The organism is Faecalicatena contorta, assembly GCF_022835095.1.
GTDB classification, from domain to species: Bacteria; Bacillota; Clostridia; order Lachnospirales; family Lachnospiraceae; genus Faecalicatena; species Faecalicatena contorta.
The window spans coordinates 280,989-302,965 of record NZ_BQNQ01000001.1; the positions used below are offsets into that span (position 1 = coordinate 280,989).

The 21,977-nt window shown below is 45.7% G+C and carries 22 protein-coding genes; 14 read left to right on the top strand and 8 right to left on the bottom strand.

Annotated elements, in window-relative coordinates; all coding sequences use genetic code 11:
* Positions 1-113: 113 nt before the first annotated feature.
* From MWG26_RS01205 to pcp, 5 genes are all read left to right on the top strand, one after another.
* Positions 114-707 carry a VanZ family protein gene (locus tag MWG26_RS01205; RefSeq protein WP_025654158.1) on the top strand — a complete coding sequence of 198 codons (594 nt, stop codon included), beginning with the start codon at positions 114-116 and terminating at the stop codon, positions 705-707.
* A gap of 368 nt (positions 708-1,075) precedes the next feature.
* A complete protein-coding gene (locus tag MWG26_RS01210) occupies positions 1,076-1,756 on the top strand; it encodes a 5-oxoproline transporter, DUF969 family subunit (protein ID WP_025654159.1) in 681 nt (226 codons plus the stop codon).
* A 15-nt stretch (positions 1,757-1,771) separates the two neighbouring features.
* Positions 1,772-2,719: a DUF979 domain-containing protein gene (locus MWG26_RS01215; RefSeq protein WP_025654160.1), complete on the top strand. Its 948-nt coding sequence runs from the start codon at positions 1,772-1,774 to the stop codon at positions 2,717-2,719.
* A 63-nt stretch (positions 2,720-2,782) separates the two neighbouring features.
* Positions 2,783-3,778, top strand: coding sequence for a 2,5-dihydroxypyridine 5,6-dioxygenase NicX family protein (locus tag MWG26_RS01220; RefSeq protein WP_025654161.1), 996 nt, complete (start codon positions 2,783-2,785; stop codon positions 3,776-3,778).
* Between the two features lie 25 nt (positions 3,779-3,803).
* Positions 3,804-4,448 (top strand): pyroglutamyl-peptidase I, encoded by a 645-nt coding sequence (gene pcp, locus MWG26_RS01225; protein WP_025654162.1) that lies wholly within the window; start codon positions 3,804-3,806, stop codon positions 4,446-4,448.
* Between the two features lie 111 nt (positions 4,449-4,559).
* Here the strand turns inward: pcp and MWG26_RS01230 are convergent, their stop codons facing one another.
* A complete protein-coding gene (locus tag MWG26_RS01230; protein WP_025654163.1) occupies positions 4,560-5,066 on the bottom strand; it encodes a sensor histidine kinase in 507 nt (168 codons plus the stop codon).
* Between the two features lie 47 nt (positions 5,067-5,113).
* Between MWG26_RS01230 and MWG26_RS01235 the strand changes: the two genes are divergently transcribed.
* Positions 5,114-5,251 (top strand): hypothetical protein, encoded by a 138-nt coding sequence (locus MWG26_RS01235; RefSeq protein ID WP_153918034.1) that lies wholly within the window; start codon positions 5,114-5,116, stop codon positions 5,249-5,251.
* Positions 5,252-5,324: 73 nt separating this feature from the next.
* On the opposite strand, the gene MWG26_RS01240 is transcribed toward MWG26_RS01235, so the two are convergent.
* Positions 5,325-6,323, bottom strand: a complete 999-nt coding sequence (locus MWG26_RS01240) for a hypothetical protein (RefSeq protein WP_025654164.1) — start codon at positions 6,321-6,323, stop codon at positions 5,325-5,327.
* A 439-nt stretch (positions 6,324-6,762) separates the two neighbouring features.
* Between MWG26_RS01240 and MWG26_RS01245 the strand changes: the two genes are divergently transcribed.
* From MWG26_RS01245 to MWG26_RS01280, 8 genes are all read left to right on the top strand, one after another.
* On the top strand, positions 6,763-7,767 hold the full coding sequence (locus tag MWG26_RS01245; RefSeq protein ID WP_025654165.1) for a carbon-nitrogen hydrolase family protein: 1,005 nt from the start codon (positions 6,763-6,765) through the stop codon (positions 7,765-7,767).
* Between the two features lie 506 nt (positions 7,768-8,273).
* Complete coding sequence (locus tag MWG26_RS01250; protein WP_025654167.1) at positions 8,274-8,978, top strand: FadR/GntR family transcriptional regulator; 705 nt, start codon at positions 8,274-8,276, stop codon at positions 8,976-8,978.
* 203 nt (positions 8,979-9,181) lie between these two features.
* Positions 9,182-10,063 (top strand): dihydrodipicolinate synthase family protein, encoded by an 882-nt coding sequence (locus MWG26_RS01255; RefSeq protein ID WP_025654168.1) that lies wholly within the window; start codon positions 9,182-9,184, stop codon positions 10,061-10,063.
* Positions 10,064-10,286: 223 nt separating this feature from the next.
* On the top strand, positions 10,287-11,204 hold the full coding sequence (dapA, locus tag MWG26_RS01260) for a 4-hydroxy-tetrahydrodipicolinate synthase (RefSeq protein ID WP_025654169.1): 918 nt from the start codon (positions 10,287-10,289) through the stop codon (positions 11,202-11,204).
* Between the two features lie 32 nt (positions 11,205-11,236).
* A complete protein-coding gene (locus MWG26_RS01265) occupies positions 11,237-12,139 on the top strand; it encodes a carbohydrate ABC transporter permease (RefSeq protein ID WP_025654170.1) in 903 nt (300 codons plus the stop codon).
* Positions 12,140-12,964 (top strand): carbohydrate ABC transporter permease, encoded by an 825-nt coding sequence (locus MWG26_RS01270; protein ID WP_025654171.1) that lies wholly within the window; start codon positions 12,140-12,142, stop codon positions 12,962-12,964.
* 2 nt (positions 12,965-12,966) lie between these two features.
* A complete protein-coding gene (locus MWG26_RS01275) occupies positions 12,967-14,322 on the top strand; it encodes an FAD-dependent oxidoreductase (protein ID WP_025654172.1) in 1,356 nt (451 codons plus the stop codon).
* 33 nt (positions 14,323-14,355) lie between these two features.
* Positions 14,356-15,741 carry an ABC transporter substrate-binding protein gene (locus MWG26_RS01280; RefSeq protein WP_181969602.1) on the top strand — a complete coding sequence of 462 codons (1,386 nt, stop codon included), beginning with the start codon at positions 14,356-14,358 and terminating at the stop codon, positions 15,739-15,741.
* Between the two features lie 532 nt (positions 15,742-16,273).
* On the opposite strand, the gene MWG26_RS01285 is transcribed toward MWG26_RS01280, so the two are convergent.
* The 6 genes from MWG26_RS01285 to MWG26_RS01310 form a co-directional block, all read right to left on the bottom strand.
* A complete protein-coding gene (locus tag MWG26_RS01285) occupies positions 16,274-16,840 on the bottom strand; it encodes a cob(I)yrinic acid a,c-diamide adenosyltransferase (protein WP_025654174.1) in 567 nt (188 codons plus the stop codon).
* Positions 16,841-16,936: 96 nt separating this feature from the next.
* On the bottom strand, positions 16,937-17,266 hold the full coding sequence (locus tag MWG26_RS01290) for a glycerol dehydratase reactivase beta/small subunit family protein (RefSeq protein WP_025654175.1): 330 nt from the start codon (positions 17,264-17,266) through the stop codon (positions 16,937-16,939).
* A gap of 123 nt (positions 17,267-17,389) precedes the next feature.
* The gene (locus MWG26_RS01295) at positions 17,390-19,201 is read right to left on the bottom strand and encodes a diol dehydratase reactivase subunit alpha (RefSeq protein WP_117441187.1); all 1,812 of its coding nucleotides are present in this window, start codon (positions 19,199-19,201) and stop codon (positions 17,390-17,392) included.
* Entirely contained in the window at positions 19,198-19,590 is a 393-nt protein-coding gene (locus MWG26_RS01300; RefSeq protein ID WP_025654177.1) for a diol dehydratase small subunit, read from the bottom strand. Before MWG26_RS01300 ends, MWG26_RS01295 begins: the two co-directional genes overlap by 4 nt.
* A complete protein-coding gene (locus MWG26_RS01305) occupies positions 19,591-20,262 on the bottom strand; it encodes a propanediol/glycerol family dehydratase medium subunit (RefSeq protein WP_025654178.1) in 672 nt (223 codons plus the stop codon). It abuts the gene before it with no gap.
* Between the two features lie 11 nt (positions 20,263-20,273).
* The gene (locus MWG26_RS01310) at positions 20,274-21,938 is read right to left on the bottom strand and encodes a propanediol/glycerol family dehydratase large subunit (RefSeq protein ID WP_025654179.1); all 1,665 of its coding nucleotides are present in this window, start codon (positions 21,936-21,938) and stop codon (positions 20,274-20,276) included.
* Between the last annotated feature and the right edge of the window lie 39 nt (positions 21,939-21,977).

Sequence of the window (21,977 nt, forward strand, 5' to 3'; positions counted from 1 at the left end):
TACCTTTAGGTATCCGGGATTATGAAAGACGTTCACAAGAGGTTGATTTTATTCCCATATCAGCGTATGATAGTAAAATGATTTTTACTACATATATGAGGATGTGATTTGTAATGTTTAAAAGGTGCATTTTATTGATATTAAAACCGCTGTCGTTTTTACCGGCACTGATCATGATGTATGTGATCTTCAGTTTTTCAGCACAGAGTGGAACGGATTCGGGCAATCTGAGTTATTCCGTAAGCCATAAGATTGTGGAAATCGGGAATGAAGTTCTGGAGAAGAATATGGAGGAATGGGAGATCGATGAGAAGGCATACGAGATTGAATATCCGGTGAGGAAGATTGCGCATATGACAGAATACTTTATACTGGCAGTTGCGGTATCACTGCCGTTTTATGTATACGGCCTGCGGGGCTTTGGCCTTATGCTGGTGGCTGGGCTGATCTGCGTAGGCTTTGCCTGCGGGGATGAGTACCATCAGTCCTTTGTGGATGGGAGAGGTCCGTCCGTGAAGGACGTGGGAATCGACAGCATCGGAGTGTTCTTTGGAATCATGGCAGTGCGCATCTGCTGCTGGACGATATTGGCTCCTGTGCGGACGATGGAGCGGGAGCGCCGCCGATGGGAACGGAAAAGAGAGAGGCAGAGAGCGCGTGAAGAGGAGCAGCGGTACAGAAGGCGCGGCAACCGGAGAGAATATTAGAAGCAATTTTATAATGGGGAAGTGTAAGTCTCAAAAATCCATAGATTTTTGAGGCTTACTTTTATTATCTTATAGGATTAGGGTGTCAAAAGATTCTTTATAAACGAGTCTTTTGACACCCTAATCTGATATTGGAAATTCCTGAGTACAAGTCTGGCAGGTAGATTAAAAATAATTACTGAAACCCGAGTAAAAATTAACCAATAGACCCAAAATATAATTATACATCGTCAGAGTGTATCAGACCGTTTATTATGCCTGCCAGACCGTCGTATTTAACAGGCCCATGAATGGCCTGGTTCACTCCTGCGCATGATACAACTGAAAGAAGGGCGTATGCGTTGTCTGTATGCCAAAGGAGGCTATATATGGAACTAATAAAACTGTCAGGAATCCTGATTATTATCATTGGATTTGCGTTAAGACTGGATTCCATACTGATTATTCTAATTGCCGCAATTGTCACAGCATTGGTGGGAAACATGGGGGTGACCGGGCTTTTGGAGACGTTAGGAACCAGTTTTACTGCGAACCGGAATATGGCAATTTTCATTTTAATTATGCTGGTAACCGGAACTTTAGAGCGCAACGGTCTGAAGCCCGCAGCTGCCAGCCTGATCGGCAGGATTAAGAATGCATCTGCCGGGGCGGTCATAGGAGTTTATGGGATCATGAGGGGGATATTTGCCGCGTTTAATGTCAGCTTCGGCGGGGTTGCCGGGTTTGTAAGGCCAATCGTAATGCCCATGGCAATCGGCGCAGTTGAAGCACAGGGTAAGGAACCGGCAGAAGAGCACGTAGAGCAGTTAAAGGGAATGGCCTCCGGCATGGAGAATATTGCATGGTTTTTCTGCCAGGTGCTGTTTGTCGGGGGTTCGGGCGCCCTGCTGGTGCAGTCCACACTGGAAACCCTGGGATACCAGGTTTCCCTGCTTGATTTGGCAAAGGTAGAGATACCGGTCGGGATCTTTGCAATCATTACAGGGATTGTCTATTATTTTCTGAAAGACAGGAAATTGTACAAAAAATATTATGGGGATAAAAAGTAAGGAGGAAGGCGCATCATGACATTTTTTACAAGCCAGGACGTGGCACTGGGCACAAAACTCCTGGAAATCATCTATATAATTATGGGCCTTATTACTTTCTATACCGGAATCAAAAATGCATTGGATAAGGAGAATCCCTCCCGGTTCGGAACCGGGCTATTCTGGTGCGCCCTTGGAGCGGTGCTTGCGTTTGGACGCTGGATCCCGCCGGCTATAAACGGGGCACTGATTATCCTGATGACCATACCGGCCATCCTGAAAAAAGTAAAGATTGGAAATGTCGAACCACTGACAGAGGAATATACCAATGAAAAGTACCGGACCATCGGAATGAAAATCTTTATCCCGGCCCTGTCCATCGGTGTCTTTGCCATTATTTTTGCCGTCTTTCTCCCCGATCTTGGCGCAATCGTTGGAGTGGGTGCGGGCATTGTGGTGTCGGTTTTGATACTAATGCTTCTTTCCAGGGAGAACCGGCCTGGGGTTTTTCTGAGGGATTCAGAACGCCTCCTCTCAACGGTAGGGCCTTTAAGTATGCTGCCGATGCTCCTTGCAAGCCTGGGCGCGGTTTTTACCGAGGCAGGCGTAGGGGGTGTGATAGCCGGCCTCGTCGGCGGGGTGATTCCCGAGGGCAATGTAAATGCGGGAATTATAGTTTTTGCAGCCGGGATGGCATTGTTTACCATTATAATGGGAAATGCCTTTGCAGCCATTACAGTGATGACAGTTGGAATCGGCGCGCCCTTCGTCCTGCAATATGGTGCAGATCCTGCCGTCATAGGAATACTGGCATTGTCATGCGGATTCTGCGGTACACTCTGTACGCCGATGGCCGCAAATTTTAATGTGGTACCCGTGGCCATGCTGGACATGAAAGACCGTTTTGGCGTAATCAAATGCCAACTGCTGCCGGCCGTACTCATATTTGCGTTTCAGGTTTTCTATATGATTTTAATGAAATAAGGGTGAAAAATAAGAAGTGCAGGCTCTAAGAGCATTGGATTGATCCACAGGAAGGAAACGGTTATGCAGGACTACCGGAAAATAGAACGGGGCGCTATGATTGTCATAAAAGACTGGCTGCGCCTGAAACCATGGGAAAAACTAATGATTGTGACAAGCGAAAACCATCTGGAAGAGGCAAAAGTGCTGAGGCACTGTGCCCACAAACGGGCAAAGTCTGTAGATCTGATGGTGGTGGAAAGACGGGGGAAGCATGTAGGCGTATTTTTTGACCGCCACGAAAATGTATTTGATGGTTACCGGGCCGTAATCGGAGCTACAGACTATTCTCTTGTTACCACAAAGGCGGCTAAAAGGGCGATAAACAGGGGGAGCAAGTTCCTGTCCCTGCCTTTGGCCACCAATAACGAAAAATCAATGCTCTCATACCGTTTTATGGGGATGGACACAAAGAAGAGCAAAATGATGGCAGGTATTATCATGAAATATCTGAACTCCTCCTCTGTGATCCAGGTAAAGACGAAGAGGGGGACAGACCTAAAGCTGTATAAGAGAAACAGAACCGCGGGGTTTTTTAATGGAGTGGTGCGGGACGGCAAAGGATTTTCATCCGCCAGCATTGAAGTGTATGTTCCGATTGAAGAGACAAAGACGGAAGGGGTCATGATAGCGGATGGCTCACTGGGGTATATCGGAAGAGTGGAAGAGCCATTTAAGATATGTATAAAAGAGGGGCGCATCCAGGAGATGGAAATGAATTCCAGCGGACAGAAGCTGAAAGCATATATGGAGGAATTTAAAGACCCCGGAATTTATGTGGCGTCGGAATTGGGAATTGGCCTGAACTCCTATGCAAAGTGCAGGGGAAAATGTTATATTGAAGATGAGTCTGCCTATGGAACATTTCACATCGGTGTGGGGCGGAACATTGCCCTGGGCGGGGTACATGAGGCGAACGGGCATTTTGACCTGGTCGCGCATAAACCGGATATCTATGCGGACAACCGGATGATCATGGAACGGGGAAAGATCATTATACCGGAACCGCATATACTATAAAATTCCAAATAGAAGGAGGAAAGATATGAGAGTATTAATTACAGGATTTGACCCTTTCGGAGGGGCAAGCATCAATCCGGCCTATGAAGCCATAAAACTACTGCCGGATATCATTCGGGGCGCGGAAATAATTAAGATGGAAATCCCAACAGTTTTTTACAGGGAAGGTGAAATACTGGAGGAGGGAATCCGCAGGCACAGGCCCGATGCCGTAATCTGCATCGGACAAGCCGGAGGACGTTCCGGAATTTCTGTAGAGAAGGTGGCCATTAATCTGATCGAAGCCAGAATTCCGGACAATGACGGGCGGCAGCCTTTTGATGTGCCTGTCTGTGAAGATGGGGAGAACGCGTATTTTGCAACGGTTCCGGTGAAGGCGATGGTGGAGCGCATCCGGGGCAGAGGGATACCGGCAAAAATATCATATACAGCGGGAACCTATGTATGTAATGACGTAATGTACCGCCTGCTGTATATGATAGATAAGAAATATCCGGAGATCAGGGGAGGATTTATACACGTGCCATTTCTGCCGGAGCAGGTAACTGACCTGCCGGATGGGACGCCTAGCATGTCGGCTGAAACGATTGCCCGGGCCATTGAGGGGGCGGTGGAAGCAGTGGTGGAGAACCGGGAAGATGTCAAGACGATTATGGGGGAAACGCATTAAAGTTAAAAAACACTTTTAAGTATTGGGAGAAGGGGGATAAGAACAAGTGGACAAGCCTGCCTCAACTTCCCAACCTCTTACGCATGAGGGGCATGCACACTTTGGCTATGTTCATAGGCGAGCCTCAGACAGCGGAAAGCTGATATGAAAGGCCGTACCCTCCCCAGTCTGTGATTCAACGGATATAGTTCCCCCATATTCTTCTATGCTGATCTTTGTAAAATAAAGCCCAAGCCCGCGCAGCCCGGGATTTCTTTTCGTACTGAATTCATAATTGAAGATCAGGGGAAGGTGAACCGGGTCAATTCCTTCTCCGCTGTCTTTGAACGTAATCTCTGCCGAATCCTTCGTATATGCGGCAGAGAGTGTCATAGATCCCTCCATAGGCGTATGTTCGGTGGCATTCATAACCAGATTCTCAAAAGCCCGGAACAGATTTACCCTGTGGCAGTATATAGTGCATGTCTGCGGGGGCAGTTTAAGATGGTAGTAGATGCCGTTTGCATCGGCGTAAGGCAGGGGTTCTGTGTACACATACCGGAGAAATTCACTGCAGTCCAGAAGGTCAGCAGAACCTGATCTGCCTGATGCGAATGATCCAGATACTGCCCCGGACATAGAAAGCCCGGATGTACAGCCTCCCGTTCCTGACCAGGAAGATCCGGATGCGGAGAACGGTCAGGCAGGCGGAACACCATCCGTCAAACCACCGTCTGATGGACAGGGAGGGCCAAATTGGGGAGAGGGTGACAACCAGGAAGAAGCCTCTGACAAGGCATCTTGCAGGTGCAGAAAGTTTGTAGTATATTGATACATTGAGGAGCATACTACAAGCTTCCCTGCACCTGTATAGTGTTTCTGAAGCCTTTTATGGGTTTAATAGCATTTCTTGCATGGCGTAAATCCCATGCTTTCTGCTTCAGATACTGTTACCTGCTGTGGATTATTCATGCCACTGCACGACGGATTACTGTGATATTTACTTCCGCTTTGTGGAATCCATACCATTTGTTCTTGTGGGACTTGATTTGCCTGCGAAGATTCTTGAGCGGCAGCTTCCTCTGCTATCCGTTCCTCTTCAGCTTTTTGGGCGGCAGCCTCTGCTGCTATTCGTTCCTCCTCTGCCTTTTTAGCAGCTTCTTCTTCAGCTTTCTTAGCGGCTTCTTCCTTAGCCTTTTTAGCAGCCTCCTCTTCAGCTTTCTTAGCGGCTTCCTCTTCTGCCTTTTTAGCAGCCTCCGTCTCAGCTTTTTCTTGAGCTTCTTTTACCGCAAGTGCATCCTTGTCCTCTACAGTAATAGTTATGGTATTGCTTTTTATATCACCACATAGCACGTACATAGTGTAACTTCCAGATTCCTCAGTGGTAAATAGTAGGTTATCGCCATCCTTTTTTAATTCCCCACCAGAAGTTTCGCATTCAATGTCTTTTAGATCAGCATTGGAGGGAGTGGTCTTAACATCTACGGGAATTGCTGTGTTTATATCGTACCTATTATTTTCATCTGCTGAGAGAACAATAGTTTCTAATTTATTATCCCTTGTAAACAGAGTGCAAATGCCACCGAGTACAAATAATACAATAAAGACTGTTAAACATCCTCTCCCTTTCTTTTTCTTTGGCTCTTCAGGGAGCAGACTTTCTTTCTTCTTAATAAAACGGATATTATAGATTTTTTTACTGGAATCTTTTGGGGAAGAGGTCTTTCTTTTAGATACCCTGCTTCCAGGAAGGCCAATGACTGGAGTCCGTTTTCCTTTAGATTTACCCTTGTAATGCACACCTTTCGTTCTATCAGTTCTGGTTTTGCTATTTTTGTAAGAATCGATTTTTACATCAGGAGCGGTTTTTTTACTTTTCCGAAATGCGAGTCCCATTTGCGTAACTCCCCCTTTTCCTTTGTATTTATTAGGATATATACTACATAATATATGAAGCCTCCAGGCGTGATAATTGTTACTGTCTATGCAAGATAAGTGATACAATCAATATAGTTTTTTAATTTACGCGACTTATTTTATACTTGCGTCTTACATTAAACTACTTCTATTATATACGATTATATGGTAAATGGAAATAATAGTATTGGGGAGTCCAAGTAACTAATGTGAAAATCTGTAAGCATTCTAAGAAGCTTCGTTATAGTTAACACGTTTATCGAAATTATATTTGTATAGAATTACTACATTATAAACTGCAAAAATTTTACTCAATTATTCATTTAAGCCCGATAACTGAAAATTGATTTTCTTTTTCTTTTTTGTATGATAAACTTATATTATAAAAATACAACGGTGTATCATAGGAGGAAAAAATATGAAAGAGTATCCTAAGTTTAAGGCGGCAGCGGTACAGGCAGCGCCGGTACTGCTGAATCTGGAGGCAACGGTAAAGAAGACATGTGATTTTATCGACGAGGCAGGTAAAAACGGAGCGAAACTTATTAATTTTCCGGAGGCTTGGATTCCTGGATACCCCTACTGGGTCTGGATGGACGGACCGGATTATGGGATGAAGTATTTTGTTGAGTTTTATAATAATGCGGTGGAGATTCCCGGAAAGAGTGTCCAGGAGATTAGTGAGGCGGCTAAGAGAAATAAGATGTATGTTTGTGTTTCCGTAACGGAACGGGAGGGCGGCTCCTTGTATCTGACTCAGCTTTGGTTTAATCCGAATGGCGATCTTATAGGAAAGCATCGTAAGAATAAGGCTACCAGCCAGGAAAAAACAATCTGGGGCGACGGGGACGGAAGCCTGATGCCGGTATTTCACACGGAGTATGGAAATATGGGCGGGCTGCAGTGCTGGGAGCATTTTATTCCTTTGAATGTAGCGGCTATGGGCGGTCAGTACGAACAGATCCATTGTGGTTCCTGGCCCATTGCCATGTGGGATCCCAATAATATGTTTGCAACCGAACAGACACATGCGGCAGCGACTTATTATGCGGTTACTAATCAGGTCTTTTATCTGCTTGCGTCTATGATCTGGACTGAGGATCAGGCCGACCGCATCTGTGAGACAGATGCACACAGAGCAACGATGAAGCTGGGATACGGTATGACCAAGATTATAGCTCCGAACGGTACCGATATCGGGACACACCTGGAGCCGGATGAGGAAGGAATATGCTATGCGGATATTGATCTGGGCGCTTATATATCAGGACGTTATATCATAGATACCGCAGGGACGTATTCCACACCGGGCTATCTGCGTATGACCCTCGATAAATCTGTACATAAGGCGGTAAATATTGTGGGGGATGTGGAACAGAAGGTGATACCTTATAACGAAATTCAGTTTGATGAATTAAAGTAATATAGTGATAATCAATGCAGGATATTTTCAGAGCGGAAATATCCTGCATTTTATATAAATGGGGATTGCCTATGAAGAAGCGGCTAAAAGATTATTTTCCGCAGATCAGGACACGGGAGGAGGTGATGAACGATATACGAATCAGTCCTGTGTCAGCTTATCAGTTTGATCAGTGGAGGAGGAACTTCAGGAAGAATTCCTGGATTTCTGCACCGGAGCCAGGGGTGTTAAAATAACTTACGACTCTTTTTTTAGGAAATTATGAACCCTGAATTACATGAGGAATGTTTGGAAGGATTGTTATCCTTACTGCTCGAACAGAAAGTAAAGATTCATCAATTACTGCCTCATGAGTCAGCAAGAATTGCAGATGAATATGCTTCGGGAGTATGTTTTAATTCCACTTGACATTTTTAGTTAGTCCCTCAGAAAAATAGGTTGCTTTTTTGAATACGGCGTCATACAATTAGACAAAGGATACAGGTCAGGATCAGGAGGAGATGGGAATGAAAGAAATACAGAGAATGTCTATAACAGACGCGGTAGTTGAGAATATTAAGGAGCTGATAGAGTCGCAGGCATATAAAGTAGGGGCAAAGCTTCCTACGGAGGCGCAGCTGTGTGAGGAACTGAAGGTCAGCAGGACAAGCGTCCGGGAAGCGTTTCGGGTACTTCAGGCATTGGGGTATGTAGAAAATAAGATGGGAAGAGGGGCGTTCGTAGCAGATTATAAGAAGGCGCGCAACGAAAAAGAACCCTGGTATGAGGTACAAAATGCCCAATTTCGTGATTTTATGGAGACTCGTATGGCAATTGAGACTTTATCAGTCAGGCTGGCGGTAGAACGCGCTGGAGAAAAGCAGTTTAAAGAACTAAAAGAAATCCACAAATTATTTGTACAGGCAAACGAAAGCCGGGATATGGTAAGAATGATTATGCTTGATGAATTGTTCCATACGAAGATTATTGCATGTACGGGTAACCCACTGCTTATTAATATTAATAAACAGCTCCTAGAAAAGTTTAGAATTTACAGAGGAGACTCATTTACCGATAAAACGGTTTATAAAAATGCTGTAGAGCCGCATGAGAGGATATTGTTCTGCTTTGAAACTAAAAATGCAGCATTAGCCGTAGAAGAGATGAGGAAACATCTGGAAATTACAGAAAGGGATATGGGACTTATACACAGCAGAAAGAAAGAGGATTAATCTTAGCGGACATGTTTTTAAAGAAAATGCTTGACTTATGCAGGTATTATGGTATGATGAAAACACGGATGTATGATTGTATGATGTCACATTAAAAAACAAAAAGTTGTATAGGAAATATTTTGTGAAGCGTAGTTTGTCATATAGAGCATGACGGCGGCTTTACACAGATACGCAATGGCGTATTTGAACAGGAGGCAGGTATGAAAGAAATAAAAGGAATTATTCCTCCCGTTATTACTCCATTCAAACATAATGGCAGTATTGATGAGACGCTGGCAGCAAAAGAAATGAAATACACTGTCAGTGCCGGTGTCCACGGGATCAGCATAGGTGGAAGTACGGGGGAAGGCCCTGTATTAAGAGATGAAGAACTAAAATTACTGGTTACGATTGCAAGAGAGCAGGCAGGCCCGGAGCTTCCGGTGGTGTGCGGCGTTATGAGGACATGTACGCGGGATGCTGTAGCGGCTGGTCTTGCGGCAAAGGAAGCCGGGGCGGATGCTGTAATGGTTACTCCCACGGCGTATAATGTCTTAGTTCCGGACGAAGAAGGTATGTTTGACTTTTATCATACCATATCAAAGGAAGTACAGCTTCCGGTTATTATTTATAATGTGATTCCCCAAAATACGATTACACCGTGTTTGTTTAAGCGCTTGTTGGACGAGACGGAATATGTAAGGGGGATTAAGCAAAGTGTGGGGAGTGTTCCGGCATTATATGCCATGCGGATGATGTGCAAAGACAGAGGCATGATTTACGCTGCCACGGATGATATGCTGTATACCTGCTATGATCTTGGAGCTGACGGGGCTATATCGGCAATATTGGCAGTATTTCCGGAACTGTGCGTGGAAATGTGGGACTCTTATCAGAGTGGCAGACATGCGCGTTCCAAAGAAATTCAGGATCAACTCTATGAATGCTGGCAGAGCATTGCAGGCAATCAGTTTCCAATCCGCCTGAAATATGCTCTCCAGGTGATGGGACGCGATCCGGGTGCATGCAGAAGCCCTATTGTGCATTTAGATGCAGGCGAAAAAAAGAGAATAGAGTTAGCATTTGAGAAGATATGTAAGTAATAATGCAGAAAGCTGAGGTCTGGTCATGACTTTAGCTTTCTTTTTTTATACCATAAAAATTCTTACTAGTTATTTTTGACAGAAAACAACCAAAAATTGTGCGAAACAACCAAAAATTAATAACATGTAAAGAATGTGTTGACAAAATTATACAAAGGCATTATATTGATTTTAGACATCGTACAATAGTATATCGTACAAAATGATAATGGAGGATAGGAAAATGAAGTTTACAAAAAAGTATGGAAAGATTTTATTACCATTAATTACCCCCTATACGGAAAATGAAGAGGTAGATTATCATAGGTATGCTGAGCTGATTGAGTATCTGATAGAAAATGATCTTTGTGATTCCCTGATTGTCACAGGGACTACGGGGGAGGCTTCCCTGCTTACATTTGAAGAAAGAGTGGGACTGATGAGAACAGCCGTAGAAGCTTCAGCCGGTAGAAAACCAGTCATCGCCGGTACAGGCTGTGCCTCAACGAAGGAGACAATTGAACTGACCAGGGAAGCAGAGGCTTTGGGGATTGATTTGGTGATGGTAGTATGCCCCTATTATAATAAGCCCACGCAGGAAGGAATCTACCAACACTATAAAAATCTGGCTGAAAGCACAGATATCCAAATTCTGCTTTACAACATACCAATTTTTGTTGGTGTAAATATCGAGGCGCAGACAGTTAAAGAACTGGCAAAGATAGACCGGATTATCGGCATAAAAGATGAAGCAGGCATTAACCCAACACAGGTTACTGATTATTTTTTGGCAGTAAAAGATGTGAACCCAGATTTTGTAGTATTTAATGGGGATGATATCATGCTTCTCCCCACGATTGTACAAGGCGCTATGGGACTCGTAAGCGGCGGGGCACATATTTTTGGACATGAGATCCGGGCCATTTTCGAAGCGTTTGACAAGGGGGAGAATGAAAAGGCAAAAGAGCTTTTTACTCCAATTTACCGTTTCTGCAAATCAACGGGACAGAACGGAAGGATTTTGCCAAACTCCATCCTGAGGCCGGCTATAGAACTGGTAACAGGAATCAAGCTGGGACCTGCCAGGGGACCGCTTGCACCGGCCACGAAGGAGGAGATGGAAGTAACTGCCGGTATCCTGAAAGAAATAGGAAAACTGTAAAACCAGAGAAGAGAAAAGGGAGGTGTTAGCGAATGAAACCGGAGAGGAAAAAGCGTTTATTAAACAATGATTTATTCCTTGGCTATTTATTTCTGCTGCCGACATTCATATGTCTTGGATGCCTGATCTTATTTCCGGTATTACAGACAATAAAGCAAAGTTTTTTCGACACAAACTACATAACCGGAAATAATAACTTTATCGGTCTTGGCAATTATCTTGATGTATTACAGGACGGGGTGTTTCTGAAAGCATTAAAGATTGATGTCATATGGACGTTGGGAAGTGTAGCATTCCAGATGCTGTTAGGGCTGCTAACCGCACTGCTTATAAGCAAAGATACGAGGATGAATAAGATCATACGCTCCATACTGCTGACACCTTATGTTATTCCAATCATTTCATTGGTTCTGCTTTTTCAGTGGATGTTGAATGATACATATGGCATACTGACAAATTTCTTCGTGAATATCGGCGTTCTGGAGCAGGGAGGCTCTCTTCTGGCAAGCCCTGTGACAGCACTGCCTACTGTGATTGCAGTCAATGTGCTGAGATCGTTTCCTTTCTGTATGGTGAATTACCTGGGAGGAATTCAGGCAATATCACAGGATCAGTTTGAAGCAGCCATGATAGACGGGGCAAATAGCTGGCAGAAATTCAGGTATATTACCTTACCGTCTTTAAAGCCGATTACTTATAGCTTACTAGTCCTGCGTATGATATGGGAGTTTAATGCATTTGACATGATTTATCTGATGACAGCGGGGGGACCGGCGCAGTCAACACAGCATCTGCCTATTTTAATATATACGGAAGCAGTGGGAATGTTTAACTTTGGAAGGGCTTCTGCAATGTCTATTCTCATGGGAATCATATTAATCGTGATGATTGTACTTTTTTCCAGAATCAGTAAAGGAAAGGAGAAAGGCAGATAAATGAACAGGATAGGAAAAATTTTAAAAGCAGTTGGAATATTGTTATTGCTGGCAATCGTGGTTGTCCCGTTTGCATGGATGCTGATTTCTTCATTTACGCCGGCAGAATCACTTTTTACGAAAAATCCCTCTTTCATCCCCAAAGGGTTCTGGACAGGATGGTATAAAAATGTATTTGTAAGCAGCAACGTCCCCAGATATTTTCTGAACAGCATCATCGTATCTTCTGCGGTCATGGTGATAACAGTGGTGGTGGCATCACTGGGAGCATATAGTCTGACAAGGTTCAGATATAAGGGGAGAGAACTTTTATCACATATAATCCTTTGTACATACATCTTTCCGCCAATCTTACTTATGCTGCCACTTAACACTATTTTAACAAAATTAGATCTGGTGGATACATTTGCAGGAATAATACTTGCTCATTTAACAATTACAATACCTTTAGGAATCTGGATGATGCGGTCATTTTTTGCAGTCATACCAATTGAACTTGAAGAAGCTGGCATGATTGACGGTTTAAGTAAGATCGGTGTATTCAGAAAAATTTCAATCCCCATGTCGGGGACAGCTATTTTTTCGATAGGACTTTTTTCTTTTATACAGTCTTGGAATGAATATTTATATTCAAGTGTGTTCCTAATCAGTACGAACCGGAAAACACTGCCAATTGGAATCCGGGAATTTATTGCGCATTACGATATCCGCTGGGGAGAGATTATGGCAACTTCTGTGTTGATCAGCATTCCTGTAATTATTATATTCATTTCGATTCAGCGGTATTTTATCGCTGGGCTGACAGCAGGGGCGGTGAAGGAGTGAAAATGGAGAAGAAATACGATATTATCGTATCGGGTGCTGGGCCGGCTGGATTTTGTGCCGCAGTTTCAGCGGCCAGGATGGGAATGAAAGTCTTATTGATTGAGGAATCTGATTCTATTTTAGGAAATATTACGGCTGGACCGCTGGAAGCAATTATGACATTTCATGATGGTAAAAGCCAAGTCGTCAAAGGGATTGCACAGGAATTTGTGGAGAACTGCATCTCGGATGGGGGGTGCGCAGGACACGTTAAAGATACGGCTGGTTATGCAGAGACAATTACGCCGTTTGCACCTGAAATCTGTAAATATGCAGGGTACAAAATGCTGAGGGAGGCTGGGGTAAAGCTGCTTATGCAGACGCAGATCCTGGAATGCTCTCTTGAAGATCGGAGAATTGTATCTGTAAAGGTATTTAGTAAATCAAAATATCAACGATACGGGGCAGCAGGTTTCGTTGACTGCACCGGTGATGGTGATCTTGCTGCACTGGCGGGATGTACGTATGAATTTGGAGACAGTGAGGGCAGGGCGCAGCCGTTGACCAGTATGCTGCAGCTTGGCGGCGTAGACACAGGCAGGCTGGAGAAAATGGTGCGGATGCATCCGGAAGAGTTCTGCTTTTTTTCGAAAACACCGTTTATGGACATGCTGGACATGGCAAAAGAGAAGGAAAGGCAGAATCTGCATCTATGGGGGTTCAGGTCACTGCTTAAGGAGGGATACGAGTCGGGGGCACTTTCTCTGAAAAGGACAGAGATGCATGCAATGACAGGATTCTACCCGGGCGAGATGATTCTAAATTTTACCAGGGTTGAGGCAAATCCCCTGGATATGGAGGAGAGAAGTGCTGCGCAGGCTGAGGCCGTGATACAGGCATATGAATTGTGGAAATGGTTAAAGGAGAGCCAGGAGGCATTTCGTGATTCGTGGATCATAAAAACTGGCAGGATAGGAATACGTGAAGGCAGACGGATTACAGGGTATCACCGCATTACAAAAGAAGAGCTGGAGGCTGGTGGAAGGGATCTGCATCCGGCAGCTATGGGAGCGTTTCCGATGGATTTACACAGCCCGGGCGGTTCATCTATGGAGGTCTACCCAGTAAGCCACGGGTATCGGATTCCAATGGAAAGTTTAATTTCTAGAGATTTAGATAACCTGATGATGGCGGGCAGGTGTATCTGCTGTACACATGAGGCACAGGGATCCTTAAGAATTACTGCAACAGCGATGGCAACGGGACAGGCAGCCGGTATTTGTGCGGCATTGGCAGTGAAAAGTCATAAAAACTGTATAGAAGTAGATTATGAAGAAGTGAAAAAGGAGCTGCTGAGGCAGGGAATGGTGATCGAATAGCTGAGGCGCATGGTAATTAAGGAGGTTTATGGTATGAAAAGGTTATGTTCTTTATTATTAGTTTTAGTAATGCTTTTTACTATGGCGGGATGTTCCAAAGGAAGTGAAAGTAATGATAATGCGAAAGGGGATAAGCCACAGGGCGATAATCCCATCGAACTTACTATGTGGACGATGCATACGACAGAGGCTATGATCGATACACTGAATGCACAGGTGAAGGCTTTTGAGAGCCAGAACCCGGATATTAAAATTAAAATCGAGACACTGACCTATGATGTTGTCTATCAGCGCATGATGGCTGGTATGAATTCGGATACAATGCCGAATATCTTCAACGGCATAGAGGGGCATATTGCCTTTATGCAGTCTAAGGATGCACTGGCAGATGTTTCAGATATCATAGATGCAAAAGGAGGAAGAGATGCTTTTGTAGAAAAATATCTGGACTGGGTTACGAAAGAAGATGTCGTATATGCAGTTCCGGATTGGGCTTTATATCAGGGCGTGTGGTACAGAAAAGACCTCTTCGAAGAAAATAATATAGAAATCCCAAAAACCTGGGAAGAATTAAGCGCTGCTGCGGCAAAACTGACGCAGGATACAGATGGGGACGGAAAAACGGATATATATGGGATGTGTATACCGATGGACCGTAATATGGTGGCACAGCAGACATACTCTCAGTTTTTATACAGTAATGGTGTGAATATTTTCAACATGGACACAGGCGCATACGAATTTGGTGATAAAAAAGAGGAAGCAGTACAGGCTCTAGACACGATGATGCAGATCTACCATGAATCATCTCCGGAAGGATCTGTCAACTGGTCCTGGACAGATTTCCGTACAGCTTTGGCCAAAGGTGAAATAGCTATGACTAGCGAATGGGGAGCAGTTGTTGCTATAGCAGCGGAACAGAATCCTGAAATGCTGGATAATTTATCCGTGTTCCCATTTCCAGGGCAGGATGCTTCAACGTATAATCAGAATGCCAGCTTTGGCGGTGCCTACTATATGGCAATCGGAAAATCGACGGATGAAAAAATAGAGGCTTCCAAAAAATTTGTGGAATTCCTTTTTGAAACGGATAATGTGGCCGAGCGTGCTAACAGCAGGCCGATCTATGCACTGCCTGCATTGAAGGAAGCGTTTGAAAGTGATACCTATAAAAACAATGAAATGGTCCGTAAGTTCTCCAAAGAAATGGACGACATTTTTGAGAATATCATCCCATATGAGGAAAGAAGCGGATTTGAAGCAGGGCTTACAAATTCCGCTGGCCAGATTGAGTCATCGAACCTTATGGGGGATGCGATCCAAAATGTTGTGTTAAATGGCTGGACAACGCAAGAGGCTGTAGACTATATGGATGAAAAGCTTCAGGAAATTATTACGAATTGTAAAGAGATGAAATGATGGCGTACAGGCTGCCATTCTGATATGCTCCCTTCAGGTAGACAAGTGAGATAATAAAGTCACTTGATACTTGGAGGGGAGCATTTTAATGTTAAGAAAATTATGCGTATAAGAAAAGATATTTGCAGTAAAAAGATATCTGAATGGACTAACGACAATAGTTGGTAATAATCACTGAAAAAAAGTAGAGCAGGGAAGTAAGAAAATGGCAGGACAACTGAGCCACTATGCAGTAAGCATAAATGCGTACTGACAAGTTAATTCTGCATCTTGAAATACTGTAGATAACAAGGTATGATATCCTGACTTTTGCAAAAAAAGAGAATGAGTTTTTAAAGTGTAGTTAGATATTCAGAAAGCGTAGAATAAATAAAAAGTGTGTATTGTGTTAAAGTGTGACAAAATAAGCTGTTTTGAAAAAATATCGATTTTACTATTCGAACTTGCGTTACTCAATCCGTTATACTTTATAATAACGATTTTTATGGGGACGGGACAGGAAATTATACGAATCTGCAATTAAAAAGCCCTGCTATTTCGCAAGGCTTTTCATAACATTTTTAACTACTTCCTGACGAAGCCCTTCATCGGGTTCGGCAGAGGCTTTATAGTCGGCATACCTCGCGGTAATGTAGAGGTAATCTGAAAGCCGGTTGATATACTGCATAGCCTTGCTGTCTGCGCCATAGTTCTGGGCTACTTTGCGGAAACGGCGTTCTGCCCTTCTGGCAACAGCCCTGGCAACATCCAGCCTTGCGGACAGTTCACATCCGCCATAAAGTACGAATTCCTTAGCACGCGGAAATAGGCCCTCTAGCCGGTCAATCTCTTCTTCCAGCATAAATGTCTCTTCTTTTGTAAAGCGGTAATCCAGGTTACGCGGATCTGCAATCCCAGCCATCATTTGAATCAGCGCTTTTTGAATCTGTGAAAGACGGTCTTGCAGAGGCTGGCTGGCAATGACTTTGGCCAGACCGATATGGCTGCTCAACTCATCGATTGTCCCCAGCAGTTCTATACGGTCGTCTGATTTGGAGACACTCACTCCATTCATAAGAGAAGTCTTTCCGGTATCTCCGTTTTTGGTATAAATTTTCATGGTTTTCTCCCCTTTTATTCATATAGAGTAACAGTTCAGACAGGCTTGAACTGTTACCATATTGATGCGGTCCGGCGCAGCGTTTAAAGCTGCAGCCTATTTAAAAGCCAGTTTTTTGACGGCGCGGGCGCTGTTTGCCCCCAGTTTCCTGCACTGCGTCGGGGTGGCATTCTGGTAACTCTCGGTATTGCGGCCTTTTGGAAGGCCCCGCATCTGCATGGCAATCCCTTTTCCCGAGATACCGACTCCGGAACCAAGCATGGAGTCCTTGGCAGCGTTCCATGCCAGTTCGTCAAGCAAAGCGTTTTCCATTTCCTTTATTTCATAAAATACCCCTTCTTCTTCAATACCGGCACAGACATCCCTGAGAGAGGCGGCATCCGGGTTATTAACATATATGAAAATAGAAGGTCTTTTTATTATCATTTTTCTTCTCCTGCATACGAAAGTACTGGTGCATTGTCTCATTGATATTCAGCCTGATAGCTAGACTAAATTTCCAGATCCAGTATGTAAAAAGCCTCTGAAAATTTATACTGCGCGATTAGGCTAAATCTCAATGTTCCAGTACACGAGTCCGGTGGCTACGGCATTGCGCGGTCCTTCTGTGCCGCGGATATTTCCCCGGCCGCATACGATACGGTAATCGGCGAATTCTTCCATCAGCATTTCAGGGATCTCAAAGTCTTCGGCAGAACCTCCGACCAGTACTACATTAGAAATATTCTTTAAATCATGGTTCGGAGCAACTTTTCTCAGGGCGCGGAACGCATTTGTGACAAAAACTTTCTTTTTAGCATCGCGGCGAACCTGGACAATCTTTTCCATCGGAATATCCTGCTCTATGCGGATAAATCCATCTTCTGCCAGCAGGATAACCCGTCCATAGAAGCGGGGGTCAATGGAATCCTCCACAAAGGTCATCTGCCCGTTTTCCATCCGCATGTGAAACAGGCTTTCCACCTTGGCAAGAGGGTATTTTTTAATCTGTTCCGCCATATGCCTGTCGCCCAGGCCCAGCTCGGTTTCGATCAGCATGGAAACAAGTTCCCCGGCTCCTGCCTGATGGGTCATGGTAACCTGTCCCTCGCTGGAAATGACTGCGGCATCGGTAGAACCTCCGCCCATATCCAGAATGGCAAGGGGCAGCTGGGTGCCCGGGGTTGTAAGGGCTCCGAGGCTTGCCATCACCGCTTCCACGCCGGCTACTTTTACATCTGTTCCGAGTTCCAGTTTTAGTTTTTCGGCGATTTCCTTCATAGGAAGGCGGCTTGTCTTTACCATGGCGGCGATGCCAACTGCCTTTTCCAGGCAAGTCTCCCCTGCCAGAGCGCCGGAGATCAGAACCGGGGCCAGAGTGTCAACGGCCAGTACATCTGTAATATGGATATCCGCTTCCGGGGTATGATCCAGATTCCCCATGCCCTGCCTGATACGGGCAAACATATTGCCCACGTTGGTGTCCGGCTGCCCGCTGATATCATGGATACTTCCTGCCTCAGACACCGCATGCATGATCTTCGCCGCTCCTTCATCCAGATTCACGGAGGTGCTGTGCTCTGCATCCAGATAAATCTCTCCGGCGGGGAGTACATTTTCACGCACATTTCCGCCCGGAGTCTTCAGCACCACGGCACTGCGCTTTCCAATCAGGCTCTTGGCGATTGGGGTGACAGTGCGGGTCTCCTCAGCATTCAGCTTCAGAAGAGTGGCAATACCATAGGGATTAGATAGCATCCGCACAGTCTGTCCGGGAAGCGCCACCTCGATTGCAGCCATAACTTTGTCCGGGAGTTTGTCGATATGCGCAACTTCATCAATGATCGGCAGCTTTTTGCGCAGCCGGTTCTCTACCAGAACAGCTTCGTCTGCCTGCAGGATCACTCCCACAATATCGAGCGTATCGGCAGCCTGATTCAGAATTGCGGCCACCTCCTCATAAGAATAGGTTTGGGGAGCCGCGACAATATATTGTGTACCGGGTATCCCGCGGGACAGGTTCTCAATCAGGAGAATCTCCCCTACTGCCTGTCCGGCTCCTGCAGGAGTGGAAGGATTGTGCCCGATCATGGAGGAATCCGTTATGATAGTCTCTGTCAAAGTCTCCATCGCAGTATCACCGATCACGGGCGCGGACTCGTTCAGCCGGATTAGGGAAATGTCGCTGATCTCCCTTCCGATCCTGCCCATGGCCTGCTTCAGAGCCGCTTTGATGGCATGGGTATTCGCGACAGTTCCCTTCGTCCCGGTGGTGGGGCAGGAGGCGCTTGTCAGAAAGTGAATCGTGCCGTCGGACGCACTTTCCCCGACGCAGACTTCAGTTGTAGAATTCCCAATGTCAACTCCAGCGATATAACTCAAAGCAGAATCCCTCTTTTCTCATAGACTTCTGCGGCCTCCATAACGAGGCGCGCACAGTTTCTTGCGTTATATTTTTCAAGAAGCTCCTGTGCCATCAGGACCAGTTCTAACTTTGTAGAACGGTTGGGGCGCAGTTTATCATACATTTTCAAAATCACATCATCCGGCACATCGACCAGCTCGGCCGCGCGCTCAAAATTCTTTTCCATGGGATCATTGCCGGCCTCCCGGGCAACCTGTCCCTGTGCTTTTAACACCTCTTTTGATATCTTGATGTCATCGGCGGAAACGCGGTTTTTCATCACTTCATCCAGCGTAATATCAGTCAGCTTTTTACCGGTCCTGGATGTAATCTTTTCTTTTTCGTGTTCTCCTAATGGGTATTGCATCTACTTTACCTCCCATTCGATTATTCCGACTTCAGGGTCCAGCTGTTCCGTCTCGGCTATGTGCATCAGGGCAGCCTTGACCTGGTATTTAGGACGGGACATTGGATCGTTGGTGCAGGGGATGGGAACAACCTGTTCCCCTTTTACATATTTGGCGGCATTTTTACCGATCTTTCTGTAAGTGTCCAGATCCATCAGAGGCGCCTGGGGGAAAAGCTCCAGATTGGAGAGCGGGTACAAATCCTTCTGGTGGATGACGGTGGTTCCTTTTGACTGGATACCGATGCCAATGCCGGAGCCGGACAGTTTTGCGGCCTCCAGGGCCATGAAACATACATCCGAGGTGTCCAGGATCTTTACTACCCTTGGCACCATGCCTTCCTCTTCAATCCCTGCCTTCACGTTCTTCAATACATCGTCCAGCGGGATGCCGCAGATCGTCTTCAAAATTTCTTTTTGAAATGCGGCGCCGACCCCGATTACAACTTCTTTGGGGTCTGACCCCTTTGCAGCCCTTGGGTAAGACGCATAGGATGTCTTTACTTCATTGATTCTTTCGCGTCCTGCCATAGAGGGCACGGCAGCCGGTGCAGGCGCGGCGTCCTTTTTCTGCTTTATCTCGGCGAGGACAGCATCTGTTATCTGTTTTATTAAATCTTCATTCATCTGCATGCTCTTTCCTCCTATATATCCCGCGGATTGATAATATGAGGAATCTTCTTGATTTCCTCCCAGCGTTCGCCCTCGACACGGTAGCCAGTACCGGGACCCATGTAGTCATTCGGTGTATTAACGCCGGAGAGCACATGGAAATCTTTGTCCAGGATCGCAGCGGTCTGCATATAGTCACCGGCAACGCGTTGCTTCAGCATATTCAGGACGCTCTCCGCAAGATCCTGATAGCCGGATTCTGCAAGGGCCTTTACCACATCCACGCCGGTAATGCCGCGCTTGAGTACGTCCTCGGCAGACATCAGGTCTGCAGTTACATCCCGGGGGAGCGTGTCTTTACTTCCGTGGGCATAGGTGACCGCCTCCACCTGTTCGTCGGAGACAGGCGTAAGCCCCAGCTGTTTGAACACGGCCTGTACGGCCTTTCCGGCCTTGCGTCTGACCTGAATGACTTCTTCCTCTGTGACTGGCCGGAGTCCGCCGTCAACCTGCATATCTCTCTGCAGGACGTTATAATCATCAAAATCCTCTGCATCAAAGTTAGAACCCGCAAACATATTATCGTAGTTGGGCTCCGCCGCATAGCCGGAAAATATAAAATCGGTTCCCGGCAGGAACTGCAGCATAGTTCTTGCGGTTCTGCGCATGTCCGAATTGGAAAAACTCTGGTCATTGGAAGATGCACATTCCAGGCCGAGCAGTGCGGCAACCAGGTTCTCGCTCATTACTTCCCGGATTCCTCCCGGAACAGCTCCGGGTACTCCGATACAGCTGACAGAGCCATTCTGGATCCCCTGGCTTCCGGCTCCTTTTGTGGCGTAAAGACAGCGGCATTCCAGGTACAGCATGGACTTTTTCTCACTGTTTCCCATCAGCACCTCGGAGCCGGAGCCGGAAGTAAAGCGGACTTTCAGGCCGCGGGAAGCGTATGCCGAGTTCAAAAATGCTTTGGAGTAAGGGGTATCGTCCCCGTCAATAAATACTTTTTCCGTCCCATACACTGAAAGTGTCTCCGCATATGTAGTCAGTCCTCTGATACCAAGTTCCAGCTCGGTGGCCTCCTCGGCGGAGCACTGCGTCAGAACACCGGGACGTCCGGCCTGGGATCCGATCAGGAGCGCCATGGCGCTTAAGGGTGCATATCTGGCAACGCCCATGGTGGTCTCTTCCTCTGCAAATCCTCTCAGGGCGCCTTCTGCGGCGTCCGCTGCGATCTGAACCGGATCGTCCTTCAGATTGGTAATATGAGCCTGATTGCCGGGAGTTCTGCGCGCGCGCATCTTCTGCATTCCCATCATCAGCTCTACAACGTTTAAGCAGTTCAGAACCTCAACCATCTTGGCGGGGGTGATACCGCTTACGATCTCCAGAATCTCTTTTCTGGAAACATGGATGTCCACAATCATTCTGGCAATATCTAAGGATGGAATAGTCATAGACATCTCGGCTCTCTGGATGCTGATGGCATAATCCGCGATAAACTGGTCTATAAAATCGAAATTTTCTCTTTTCTTTCCGTCCAGTTCTATAATTCTGCCATTTTCAATCTTAATGGAAGGCTTGGGATCATACGGGCTGTTCATCGCTGCAAAACCCATCTCCGGCCATTCGTTAATATAACCGTCCATATTAACCGGACGGCGGTCCAGTGTTTCAATACGTTTTGATCTCTTCATTTTTCTTTTCTCCTAAGGAATTAGAATCCAGATAATGTC